The sequence below is a fragment of the Anaerostipes faecalis genome, assembly GCF_018982945.1.
Taxonomy (GTDB): domain Bacteria; phylum Bacillota; class Clostridia; order Lachnospirales; family Lachnospiraceae; genus Anaerostipes; species Anaerostipes faecalis.
In genome coordinates this window covers 48,259-60,378 of sequence record NZ_JABRXE010000004.1, presented here as the reverse complement: position 1 = coordinate 60,378, position 12,120 = coordinate 48,259, and the positions used below count along the sequence as shown (strand labels likewise).

The window sequence follows — 12,120 nt, the reverse complement described above, 5'->3', positions numbered from 1 at the left end:
TTAATCTTCCCACTTTCCTTTTATCATACTCTGTAAATTTATGCCTCTATCGGAGCAAGAATCTGCTCCAGTTCATCCATGGCAGCCTTTATCTGTCTTGCCTCTTCCTGTGTAATATTTTGGGCTTTTACTCTTTTCATGGAACGTTTTAATCCGGTAATTCCCGATTTCAGCATAGATTTTTGTTCTTTTGTCAATTCCTTTTTCTTCTCTGAAAGAATTCTTTCTCCCCGATATAAAAGTTTTTCCCCTTCATTGTAAATTTCTATGGCATCTCGTTTTTCCTGATCCTGAGATTCATATGCCTTTGCATCTTCCATGGCTCTCTGAATATCTTCATCTGATAAATTAGAACTGGATGTAATCGTGATTGATTGTTCCTTCCCTGTTCCCAGATCTTTTGCAGATACATTTAAAATTCCATTAACATCAATATCAAATGTTACTTCGATCTGAGGAATACCTCGCATAGCACGTTTAATTCCTTTTAATCTGAAATTACCCAGTACCTGATTATCTTTTGCCATAGCACGCTCACCCTGCAGTACTTTAATATCAACGGAAGTCTGAAAGTTAGCTGCTGTTGTGAAAATCTGGCTATATCTGGTCGGGATCGTTGTATTTCTCTCGATCAGCCGGGTAGCTACTCCTCCTGCTGTTTCAATGGAAAGTGACAGTGGTGTAACATCCATAAGGAGAATTTCATTTAATCCTGATTCTCCTGCCATTTTCCCACCTTGAATTGCAGCTCCCAAGGCAACACATTCATCAGGATTTAATGTTTTAGAAGGTTCTTTTCCAGTCAGCTGTTTTACTTTATCACTAACTGCGGGCATCCTTGTGGATCCTCCTACCAGTAAAACCTGATTCAACTGTGATGCAGATATTCCCGCATCTGACAATGCCTGATTTACCGGTCCTGCCGTTTTATCGATCAGATCATAGGTCAGTTCCTGAAACTTTGCTCTGGTAAGGGAAATATCCATATGTTTCGGTCCCTGATTTGTTGTTGTAATAAATGGAAGATTAATTTGAACACTCATTGCTGATGATAACTCTTTTTTTGCCTTTTCCGCTTCTTCCATGATTCTCTGTACTGCTGTCTGATCTTTTGATAGATCAATGCCTTCCTGAGCCTTAAATTCTTTTAACAGGTATTGTACGATCCTTGCATCAAAATCATCTCCACCAAGATGATTATCTCCTGACGTTGCCAGTACTTCCACAACTCCATCACCTATTTCAATCACCGATACATCAAAAGTTCCACCACCTAGATCATATACCATAATCTTTTGAGAAACTGATTTATCCAGTCCATATGCTAATGCTGCAGCTGTTGGTTCATTGATGATCCTTTCAACCTGAAGTCCTGCTATTTTCCCTGCATCTTTTGTAGCCTGTCTTTGAGCATCACTAAAATAGGCCGGTACTGTGATAACAGCTTTTTGCACAGTTTCTCCCAGATAATTTTCTGCATCTTTTTTAAGTTTCATAAGGATCATAGCAGAAATTTCCTGTGGGCTGTATTTTTCCCCATCAATCTTTACACGACGATCTGATCCCATCTGACGCTTTACAGATGCAACCGTCCTGTCAATATTTGTCACAGCCTGACGCTTTGCAGATTCTCCCACCAGTCTCTCCCCGTTTTTTGTAAATGCAACGATGGATGGTGTTGTTCTCTGTCCTTCACTATTGGTAATGACCACTGGCTGTCCACCTTCCATGACTGCTACACATGAATTGGTGGTTCCTAAATCTATACCTATGATTTTGCTCATTTTATTCCCTCCAGTATCCTATTTTTTCTGTTATTTACCGATAATATGGACCTCCACAACAGAAGCCGCCTCCGCCACAGCAAAGATTACATGCAAGATTAAGGAGACAAATCTTCATACACCAGTCTCCACCTGCTGCATAAGGACTTCCATAACTTTGCTGCCGTTGCTGATACCATGTTCCATTCCCTTCCAACTGCTGTAACAACATCTGATACTCTGCATTTCCAGGTTCCATTGAAACAGCCTGGCGGGCATGTTCCATGGCTGTTACATTGTTTCCAAGTCCAACATTGGCACATGCGCTATAATAATACCAACGAGCATTCCTCTTACCTGCTTCCATACCATCTAAAACATTTCTTGCTTCCTGATAATAACCATTTCTTACATAATTTCCCGCAGCCCTCAGATGATTATCTTTTTCATATCCTGTGCTGGTCTGATCTCCATATCCTTGACCACTATAAGCTCCGCCTCCATAAAATTCACGGAATATATCTTCAAACGGATTGCCATATGGATTTCCCTGGGTATTGCCATATGGACCGCTTTGTGATTGTCCATATGGATTTCCCTGGGTACCATATGAACCCTGACTATAACCAGATGTTTTCTCTTTCATTACCTGCTGATAAGCCTGCTGAATCTGCTTGAACTTTTCTTCAGCAGCTTTCGGATTATCCAGATTTGCATCAGGATGATATTTTCGACTTAATCTCTTATATGCTTTTTTAATCTCTTCTTCCGTTGCATCTCTCGACACTCCAAGAATTTCATAAGGATCAACCATTCTTTTCTCCCTTTTCCTTTTCTCTTTTGGTTCTTACATTTTCATATCTGTACCATACACCAGAGTACAAAATATTACGTAAGATTTCAATATTATCAATCAAAGGCAGCTGTTCAAATGCTTTAGAACACTCTGCCATCATCATAGTTAAAATGCCATGACAGATTTCTTCAAAATCATCCCTCTGATATATCTCTTTTAAAGGATTGTAATTATTATTTTTTATATCATCTTCGATATCCTCATATGCATCCATTAAATAAATGAATTTTCCCAGATAAAATCCAAATCTTAAAAGAAGATCTTTCCACTCATCTTCCCTGTAAAGCATAATCTCAGCCATAATCTGTCCAAACATTCCTGACATATGATCAATATCTGTATTCCCGTTTTCCTCTTCTTTGGATAATTCATTTAACAAATGATCTATCTTCTTCCATTTTTCTCTATATAAAGATTCGGAAAGCCTGCATTTACGCTTTAATGCTTTTCCAAGAATTCTTTTTTTTATTTTTCTATCATCATTCCAGTCATCCTGACACTTATAATATGCAAGAATCACATTCATATGAGCTACATAATCTGTAATCTCATTGATTTTTGTAGGATGTTTTTGAAGTGGATGAGCTGCACATTTGGTACATCCATCTTCTGTCTTCGGCTCATACAAACTAGACAACATCATGATAACAAAAGTCATATCATAAGACAATGTAATCTGTCCCTCAACACCATAATATTCTTTTAATTTCCTGCAAAGTCCACAGTAATACCCATGATATATATCAAATTCTTTAAATTTCATTTCCGGTTTATTGACAATGATATATCCGAACATGTTAACTCCTCTTTACAAATGTAGCTCCACATTTTGGACAACGTACTTCTATTTTCCCTTTTCCCTTTGGAATGCGGATTTTCTGTTTGCATCCCGGGCATGTATAGATATGGTAATATTTTCTTTGTTCCATCATTCTTTTTTTAGAACTCCAGGATCCCCGGATATTGGCTGTTTTCTGAAGGAATTTTCTATTTTCCTCAGAACGCTTATATATATTTCTGGAAAACATGCGAAAATAGCTGTATATAAGTCCAAGTAAACCAATCCAATAAAAAATAGTTCCCAATGAAATAATACCTATATGTATCCGTCCAGTGAATAGCGATAAAACAATAGCTGCAACTACAATCTTCATTAAACACCGGTTCAGATCATCATTTCCATATCTCCCAAGCATAAATTGATTAATTTTTTCTCTCATTAACTGTCATCTCCTTCAAATTATTCCAAATCTTTTCCTGTCTCCTCAACAAAAATGTGGGCAAACCGATTCCAAAGTCTCATTAATTCGTCCATTTGGTCTTTTCCCATCTGCTTCATAACTCTCTGAATTAAATCGCTGATATGATTTTTAGAATCCTCGTATACCCTGACTCCATCCGGTGCCAGCTTTACGATAGTATTTCTCCTGCTGATACTGCTTGCCTTTCTGCAAATGTATTTTTTCTTTTCCAGCCCACGCAGCATCCTGGACACTGCTGGAGAGGATACATCCAATGTTTCCGCTATCTCTGAAACACGAATTCCTTCCCCTGGTTTTGCCGGGAATAATTTTCTATGACACCCAGCATGAAAAACTCTTCTCTGGAAAGATTCCGGATATAAGCAGAAAAATCTACTTTCAGCAACTTACGGAACAAAGTAATCATATCATCTTCTATCGTCTGATGATCTCCCATGGCTCCTTCCTTTTTCAGCCTGTGAAAGACTGTATATTATTATTGTTAACATTGTTATCAATTGTACAAAAGACAGCATACTCCCAAGATATAAGGAATTCAATGAACCTTATCTAAACAATTTCTAAAGAAAAGTTTATAATTTTTCTCTTCCCCTTTATTTATCTTCTATTTTCAAGACTCGCTCGCGAGTCTTGGCGCGGAATTCGGGTCTGCATAGCAGACATACTTCCAATCCGAATTCCTGCGCATCCTCGCGGAGCGTATATCAGATGGGGGATTGAAACCCGCCACTGATACATAATTGTTGCTCACCGCCTACAGAGGCGGGAGTCATCCCTCATCTGATATATTACATGTGTAAGATTTAATATTAAATAAATCCTAATGACTCTATCAAATCTCAAAAATATTTTACATTTCATCCGGCTCTCTCTTGGAGTGCTCTTCCATATAACCATGAAGAATCGCCGCTGCCATTTCTACCAGTTCTCTACATGGCCGTTTTTTATAATATTCTTCCGTACGTTTTGAAGGTGTCGGATCATCTTTTCCCTTTTTCAATCCCAGCAGTTCCCTACATACAATTGATCCGTTCTCTTTTCTGAATTCTTCTGCCAGTATCTGGATTCGCTCATAATGAGCTTTTTTTGCTTCATAATCTTCGGGAGAGGAATATCCATATATACATCCTGCTGCCATAAACATTCCGCTGACTGCTCCACAGACTTCACGAAGCCGTCCCATTCCTCCTCCAAAGGAAGAGCTTAATCTTAAAGCAGTTTCATGGTCAATCTCATAATAATCTTCAAATGCCAGAAAAACAGACTGGGCACAGTTAAACCCTTTCCCGAATAAATTTCCTGCTTTTGAGGCATAAAGACTCTCCTCTTTTGCTAACATCCGTTTACCTCCCTTTATTCACTATACTGTCTATAGATTTTAAGGATTTCCATTAACAGTATATCATAAATAGCCAGGCGGCATTGGTAAAAACAGAAAAAAGTTTGAGGCATCTTATCCGCTCCAAACTTCTTTTTCTTTATTATTATATTTTTTCTTCCCACAATTATGAACTTTCGTTTATAATATATCTGAATATAATAGAAAAGAGGAATTGTACTGATGATGATCGGAACTATTGTAAATACCGGAACTATTTTAACCGGAAGTATTCTTGGAAGTATTTTTCGAAAAGGAACTCATAAAAAATATCAGAACTGTCTGTATAATGCCATGGGACTGGCTGCTGTAGGTCTTGGACTCAACGCTGTCATCTCAAATATGTCAAATAGTAAATACCCGGTTTTATTCATTGTGAGCCTGGCTCTTGGAAGTCTGATCGGTACCGTCCTTGATATTGATGGCAGATTCAAAAATCTTATGAGCCGCCTTGGGAAATCAGAGTTATCCAAGGGTCTTTCTACCGGAATCCTTCTGTATTGCATCGGAAGTTTATCTATTTTAGGGCCAATCCAAAGTGCTCTTTATGGAGACAATACATATTTATTTACAAACGCAACTCTGGATTTTGTAACTTCAACAGTACTGGCTTCAACTTATGGGATTGGAATGGCATTTGCCAGTCCGGTACTATTTTGCTGGCAGGGGGCAATCTATCTTGGTGCCACTTTCCTTCAGGAATTTTTAACAGCTCCCCTTATGGCAGAAATCACTATTGTCGGCGGTTTTCTGATTACTGCATCCGGTCTTTCCATTTTGGAAATAAAAGATCTTAAGACCCTTAATATGCTTCCGGCTTTACTGGTACCGATTATTTTCTTTTTATTTTTTGTATAATAATGAATAAAGGTCTGTCCGTCGATTCTCAAATACAGGATTGTCACGGCGGACCTTTTGTATTTTCCCCAGATCTATTTCACATACAAGAAGCTGTTCTTTTTCTTCTCCCTCTATTATTTTTTCACCCATTGGATCAAAACCAATGCTTCTGCCCATATAGTGCATCGGGCTATAATGACAGCATCCAAAAACATACATTTCATTTTCTATCGCTCTTGCTCGCAGCAAGGACTCCCATTGCTCATATTTCATATTTCCTTTTACCCATGCTGATGGATAAAACATAACCTGTGCACCTCCAAGAGCCGCCAGTCGTGCCACTTCCGGAAAACGCAAATCATAGCAGCAGCCCATTCCTATCACTCCTGCGGGAGAATCCACAGGTATAAACATATTCTGCCCTTCCAGTGTATCTTCAGACTCCTGGCAGGAAAAAGCATTAAATAAATGATTTTTGTGATACCTGGCTGCAAGCCTTCCTGAATCATCAATCAAAACTATTGTATTATAGCTTTTCTCTTTATCCAAAGAATCCTCATTCATACCTGCGATAATCCACATCTCATATTGCTTTGCAAGTTCTTTCATTCTACTTACAAAGGGACCATCCAAACTTTGTGCTTCATTTCTGTAATTAATCTCTTCAGATGGATAATACATCATGAAATATTCTGGAAAGAGAATAAGTTTTACTCCCTGTCTTTTAGCTTCTTTTATATATCTTTCAGCTTTCATCACATTTTCTTCCCACTTCAAAGAAGATGTGGTTTGTGCCAATGCTAATTTTACTGCCATATCATCACCCGTCTCTCAGTCTGCATAATAATTCTTTAAGTGTTTTTTTAGAAACAAAAAAACACCATCCCCGGCTTGATATCCAAAAACAGTGTCTCTAGTACGCGATGAGGGGTTCGAACCCTCGACACCCTGATTAAGAGTCAGGTGCTCTACCAACTGAGCTAATCACGCATATTTATATTATCTGTTAAGGGGCTCTCCCTTAACGCAAGATTTATTATATACGATTGGTACAAAGAATGCAAGTACAAATTTCATTTTTTTCTTGTAGAAAATCAACTTACATTCTATAATAGTATCAAATAATTGATAAGGAGAAAAAAATGGCGGGGAATCATAAATTTGAATCAAACAAAAAATATTTTACAATATGTATTTATTCTATTGCAGTCATCTTGATCGGATGCCTAATATTCCATTTTATTACCCAGTGGAATATTACCAAAAAAATTTTAAATGATATCTGGGATACACTTTTCCCATTTTTTATGGGATTCCTCATTGCTTATATTATGAATCCGGTAGTTGCTTTTTTCCAGAGAAACACTTTTGACAGGATTCTTCCGAAAAAAAAGAAAAAGCTTTCCAGAGGCCTTTCTATTTTATTAAGCTATCTGGTATTTATTGGATGTCTGATTGTTTGCCTTACATTCATTATTCCTCAACTATATGAGAGTATCCGTGAACTGTCATTGCAGATTCCTTCTATTTACAAAGTTATTGTAGACCTTTTTGAAAAATATCGCGCAACAAGTACACACTTGCTTCCTCCTGAAGTTTTGGATACCATCGAAACAAAAACTCTCCCGAAACTTTTAAATCTTTCCAATACAATTATTGCTGAGATTATTCCATGGCTATATAATATGTCTTTATCTCTTGCCAAATGGCTGTTTAATATTTTTATTGCTTTTGTAGTATCTGTTTATATGACAACAGATAAAGGGATTATTAAATTGTCTATGAAAAAACTGATTCTTGCTATTTTCAATGAAAAGAGGTCCTATACTGTTTTGAAAACATGTAAAGACTGTCACGAGATCTTTTCCAGTTTTATCATAGGAAAATCTATTGATTCTCTGATTATTGGAGTTTTATGTTTTTTCTTAATGACGATTCTTAAGCTTCCATATACAGTTCTCATTAGTGTTATTGTTGGAATTACCAATATGATTCCGTACTTTGGACCATTTTTTGGTGCCGTTCCTGGTGCTTTTATCCTGCTTATCATCAGTCCCATGAAAGCATTTATTTTCCTTATTATGATATTGGTACTTCAGCAATTTGACGGACTGATTCTCGGTCCTAAAATTCTTGGACAATCCACTGGTGTCCGCCCATTACTGATCTTGTTCTCTATTACTGTAGGTGGAGAATTCTTTGGACCTCTTGGAATGTTTTTAGGTGTTCCGTTTTTTGCCTGTGTTCAATATTTAATTACCAACTGGGTAGAATACCGTTTATACAAAAAGGATATACATTTAGATCCAGACGAAGTTTAATAATGAAATTATGTAGCAAAAAATTCTGGGGCATATTAAATCCCCAGAATTTTTTTATAGATTCTGATTTTCAATTCTTTCTGCTAAATCGTTTAAATAGACCCAGCGATCCATTTTTTCATTTAACTGAGCTTCCGTTTCTTCTTTTTCAACCGTCAATTCAGAAAGCCTTCCAGAATTTGTGGCATTTTTCATTATTTCCTCATCCAGTTGTTCAATCTTTGTTTCCAGCTTTTCAATATCTTCATCAATAGTTTCAAATTCCTTTTGTTCCTTGAAGGTGAATTTCAATTTTTTCTGATGGGTTTTCTGAAATTTTGTACCTTTATTATCTTTAGGTTCCTTTTTTGTTTGTATCTGTTTAAATTTGTCCTTGGTCTTTTCCAGATAATCCGTATAACCACCTTCATACTGTACCAGACGCCCTCCTGATTCAAAAGCAAAGATTCTGTTTACGATTCGATCCAGAAAATACCGGTCATGAGAAACAGTAATAACAATTCCCTGAAATGTATCCAGATAATCTTCAAGAATCGTCAAAGTGGCAATATCCAGATCATTTGTCGGTTCGTCCAGTATCAGAACATTCGGAGCTTCCATTAACACTCTTAACAAATAAAGTCTTCTTTTTTCTCCACCGGATAATTTATTTAATGGGGTATACTGCAATGCTGGCGGAAACAAAAATCTCTCAAGCATCTGGGATGCACTTGCTTTCCCCCTGGCAGTTTCAATATAATCTGCCACATCACGGATATAATCTATGACCCTCTTATCCTCTTCCATTTCTTCATTTTCCTGAGCAAAATATCCGATTTTAACAGTGTCACCTATTATGATCTGCCCTTCATCTGGAGAAACAATTCCCATGATCATCTTCATCAATGTAGATTTTCCACAACCGTTTGGTCCTATTATTCCAAGACGATCATCTCTTAAGATAATATAAGAAAAATCCTGGATCAGCTGTTTATCATCATACCCTTTAGAGACATGTTCAATCTCTATGGTCTTTTTCCCCAGACGACTGCTGACAGAATCCATTTCCACTTTCTGCTGGATTTCCGGACCTGCAGCATTTTTTAATGCTTCAAATCGTTCTGTTCGTGCTCTCTGCCTTGTCCCCCGGGCTTTAATTCCCTGCTTCATCCATTCCATTTCCACACGAAGAAGACTCTGGCGTTTTCTTTCCGTTGCCTGTTCCATTTCTTCTCTTTGGACCTTTAATTCAAGAAAACCGGAATAATTTGCATTATATTCATACAGCTTTCCTTTATCAATTTCCACAATCTTATTGGTAACACGATCCAAAAAGTACCGGTCATGGGTTACCATGATTAAAACACCTCTAAACTGATTCAGATAATCCTCCAGCCATAAAACCATATCGTTATCCAGATGGTTGGTAGGTTCATCCAGAACAAGAACCTCCGCAGGATCTACCAGTGTTCTTGCCAATGCTACTCTTTTTTTCTGTCCTCCAGATAAATATTTTGTACTGCTTTCAAAATCATAAATACCTAATCGGGTAAGTATGGATTTTGCATCACTTTCTGTCTTCCAGTCCTGATGTTCTTTTCCTTCCATAACATATTCAAGAATCGTCAGTTCTTTAGGAAACTCAGGATTTTGCGGCAAATAGGCAACACTGATTCCATTTCCGCATATTACCTGTCCCAAATCCGGTTCTTCCATACCTGTAATTATCTTTAATAAAGTTGTTTTCCCTGTCCCATTGACTCCGATAATACCAATTTTGTCTCCCTGATGAATTCCACAGGATACATCATCAAAAATCACTTTTTCTCCATATATTTTGCTAATATGCTCTATATTTAAAATATTCATCTGATCCTCCCGATTATAGGCTTATTATCTCGATTATATGGCAAAAGCAGTTTACATGCAAGAAAAAAGGAGCCTCAAATGAAGCTCCAATATCATTTTATTTTGCTTTTTCAATTGCCTGTGTCAGGATGTCTTTTGGTACACCACCTACTACTTTATCCACTACTTCTCCATTTTTAAAGATTAAAAATGTCGGAACTGACATAATGCTGTAACGGGCTGCCAGATCACTGTCCTGATCGATATCGACTTTTCCAACCTTGGCGATTCCTTCATATTCTTTTGCTATCTCTTCAACTACAGGAGCCATCATTTTACATGGGCCACACCATGTTGCAAACATATCAACCAATACCGGTACATCAGACTGTAATACCTCTTTTTCAAAATTTTCCTTTGTAAATGTATATTCCATGTTCCATTCCTCCTATTCTTTTCGGTTTAAACAATCATTTGCTTCTTTTAATGAAATTAAAAATTTACAGATCCATTTGCTGATACAAGGATGCTGATAAAGAAACATATGAATTTTTCTTTGACATTTTCCTGGTTTCATGATTATATTACCACTTTTTTCATAATATATGCAGAAAAAAGTTATTTTTGACGATATGCTGTTAAACGACAGATTGGATTTCCTTTTGCAGAAAATTTTTCTTCGTATTCTGTCATAACATTTCCTTCATTATATTCACTATGATGCAAATCATAAGTATAATTTTCCAGAATCCATCCAGCCTCTTCAACCTGTTCCAGAGAAAAGTCAAACAAAGCTCTGTTGTCTGTCTTAAACATAACACGTCCTTCTGAAGCTAAAATATGATCATACCGCTCAAAAAAACGTGTTGATGTTAAACGACGTTTGGCATGACGGTCTTTTGGCCATGGATCAGAGAAATTCAGATATATACGATCAATTTCTGCTTCATCAAATACATCTTCAATATTTTCTGCATCCATACGAATAAGGCGAAGGTTATCTCCTTCAAATTCTTCCGCTTTTTCCACAGCTCTCACAAGAACGCTGGAATATTTTTCAATCCCTATATAATTGATATCAGGATTTCTTCTTGCCATTTCTAAAATAAACTTTCCTTTTCCCATACCTACTTCAATGTGTACAGGATGGTCATTTTTAAATTCATCCGCCCATTTTCCTTTTAATTTTTCTGGATCCTGAATGGATATGGGACTTTCAATAATAGTTTCTCTTGCCCCAGGTACATTCCTTAAACGCATAAATTCTACATTTCTCCTTATTTTTTGTTTTTTCTTTAATCTTTGTTGATTATATCATAATCGCTAGGTATAATAAAGAAAAACAAATGGAGGGGATGCCCATGGAAATTGAACGTAAATTTATTGTCCACGATTTACCTGACAATTTGGAAACTTATCCACATTCAGAAATTGAACAAGGTTATTTATGCATGGATCCTGTCATAAGGATTCGCCGAATGAATAAGCTGTATTTTCTTACCTTTAAGTCCCGTGGCCTTATGTCCCGCACGGAATCTGAATTCCCGCTGGATAAAAAAGCTTATGAACATTTACGACCAAAAATTGACGGCATTCTCATTCAGAAAACACGTTATAAAATTCCCACAGATGATGGTTATCTGATTGAACTGGATGTATTTCACGGAGATCACGAAGGGCTTGTTATGGCAGAAGTCGAATTTCCAAGCGAAGAAGCAGCACTTGACTATGAAGGACCAGAATGGTTTGATGACGAAGTAACCTTCGACTCCAGATATCAGAATAATAATTTAGCAAATCGATAATAACTCAGATATCCTGCCTGGAACGACCAGGGACCTATGGCCCCACAGAATGTTTCCATGCAGGATGT

14 protein-coding genes and 1 tRNA gene are annotated in these 12,120 nt (G+C 37.1%); 3 read left to right on the top strand and 12 right to left on the bottom strand.

Annotated features, from left to right (window positions below; genetic code table 11):
• Positions 1-38 precede the first annotated feature (38 nt).
• The 7 genes from dnaK to KTB61_RS05790 all read right to left on the bottom strand — a co-directional run bounded on the left by dnaK (position 39) and on the right by KTB61_RS05790 (position 5,220).
• Positions 39-1,784, bottom strand: coding sequence for a molecular chaperone DnaK (dnaK, locus tag KTB61_RS05820; protein ID WP_216697019.1), 1,746 nt, complete (start codon positions 1,782-1,784; stop codon positions 39-41).
• Positions 1,785-1,818: 34 nt separating this feature from the next.
• Positions 1,819-2,577 carry a DnaJ domain-containing protein gene (locus tag KTB61_RS05815; protein ID WP_216697018.1) on the bottom strand — a complete coding sequence of 253 codons (759 nt, stop codon included), beginning with the start codon at positions 2,575-2,577 and terminating at the stop codon, positions 1,819-1,821.
• Positions 2,570-3,415, bottom strand: a complete 846-nt coding sequence (locus KTB61_RS05810) for a DUF5685 family protein (protein WP_075760009.1) — start codon at positions 3,413-3,415, stop codon at positions 2,570-2,572. Before KTB61_RS05810 ends, KTB61_RS05815 begins: the two co-directional genes overlap by 8 nt.
• A 1-nt stretch (position 3,416) precedes the next feature.
• Positions 3,417-3,839, bottom strand: a complete 423-nt coding sequence (locus KTB61_RS05805; RefSeq protein ID WP_075760008.1) for a zinc ribbon domain-containing protein — start codon at positions 3,837-3,839, stop codon at positions 3,417-3,419.
• Positions 3,840-3,859: 20 nt separating this feature from the next.
• Entirely contained in the window at positions 3,860-4,135 is a 276-nt protein-coding gene (locus KTB61_RS05800; protein ID WP_216697017.1) for a MarR family winged helix-turn-helix transcriptional regulator, read from the bottom strand.
• 8 nt (positions 4,136-4,143) lie between these two features.
• Positions 4,144-4,317 carry a hypothetical protein gene (locus tag KTB61_RS05795; protein WP_216697016.1) on the bottom strand — a complete coding sequence of 58 codons (174 nt, stop codon included), beginning with the start codon at positions 4,315-4,317 and terminating at the stop codon, positions 4,144-4,146.
• A gap of 414 nt (positions 4,318-4,731) precedes the next feature.
• On the bottom strand, positions 4,732-5,220 hold the full coding sequence (locus tag KTB61_RS05790; RefSeq protein WP_075760006.1) for a C-GCAxxG-C-C family protein: 489 nt from the start codon (positions 5,218-5,220) through the stop codon (positions 4,732-4,734).
• A 222-nt stretch (positions 5,221-5,442) separates the two neighbouring features.
• Here KTB61_RS05790 and KTB61_RS05785 point away from each other — a divergent pair, with 222 nt between their 5' ends.
• On the top strand, positions 5,443-6,117 hold the full coding sequence (locus KTB61_RS05785; protein WP_330656327.1) for a DUF554 domain-containing protein: 675 nt from the start codon (positions 5,443-5,445) through the stop codon (positions 6,115-6,117).
• Here KTB61_RS05785 and KTB61_RS05780 read toward each other — a convergent pair.
• Together KTB61_RS05780 and KTB61_RS05775 are read right to left on the bottom strand one after the other, a co-directional pair.
• Positions 6,103-6,915, bottom strand: coding sequence for a carbon-nitrogen hydrolase family protein (locus KTB61_RS05780; RefSeq protein WP_216697015.1), 813 nt, complete (start codon positions 6,913-6,915; stop codon positions 6,103-6,105). The two genes, KTB61_RS05785 and KTB61_RS05780, sit on opposite strands and share 15 nt — an antisense overlap.
• Before the next feature lie 101 nt (positions 6,916-7,016).
• Positions 7,017-7,089 (bottom strand) — tRNA-Lys (locus KTB61_RS05775).
• 152 nt (positions 7,090-7,241) lie between these two features.
• On the opposite strand from KTB61_RS05775, the gene KTB61_RS05770 reads away from it, so the two are divergent.
• Positions 7,242-8,420: an AI-2E family transporter gene (locus KTB61_RS05770; RefSeq protein WP_216697014.1), complete on the top strand. Its 1,179-nt coding sequence runs from the start codon at positions 7,242-7,244 to the stop codon at positions 8,418-8,420.
• 54 nt (positions 8,421-8,474) lie between these two features.
• Here the strand turns inward: KTB61_RS05770 and KTB61_RS05765 are convergent, their stop codons facing one another.
• The 3 genes from KTB61_RS05765 to trmB form a co-directional block, all read right to left on the bottom strand.
• Positions 8,475-10,268 carry an ABC-F family ATP-binding cassette domain-containing protein gene (locus KTB61_RS05765; RefSeq protein ID WP_216697013.1) on the bottom strand — a complete coding sequence of 598 codons (1,794 nt, stop codon included), beginning with the start codon at positions 10,266-10,268 and terminating at the stop codon, positions 8,475-8,477.
• A gap of 97 nt (positions 10,269-10,365) precedes the next feature.
• The gene (trxA, locus tag KTB61_RS05760; protein WP_075760003.1) at positions 10,366-10,683 is read right to left on the bottom strand and encodes a thioredoxin; all 318 of its coding nucleotides are present in this window, start codon (positions 10,681-10,683) and stop codon (positions 10,366-10,368) included.
• 182 nt (positions 10,684-10,865) lie between these two features.
• Positions 10,866-11,507: a tRNA (guanosine(46)-N7)-methyltransferase TrmB gene (gene trmB / locus KTB61_RS05755; RefSeq protein WP_216697012.1), complete on the bottom strand. Its 642-nt coding sequence runs from the start codon at positions 11,505-11,507 to the stop codon at positions 10,866-10,868.
• A 95-nt stretch (positions 11,508-11,602) separates the two neighbouring features.
• On the opposite strand from trmB, the gene KTB61_RS05750 reads away from it, so the two are divergent.
• Complete coding sequence (locus tag KTB61_RS05750; protein ID WP_075760001.1) at positions 11,603-12,052, top strand: CYTH domain-containing protein; 450 nt, start codon at positions 11,603-11,605, stop codon at positions 12,050-12,052.
• The last annotated feature ends 68 nt before the right edge of the window (positions 12,053-12,120 follow it).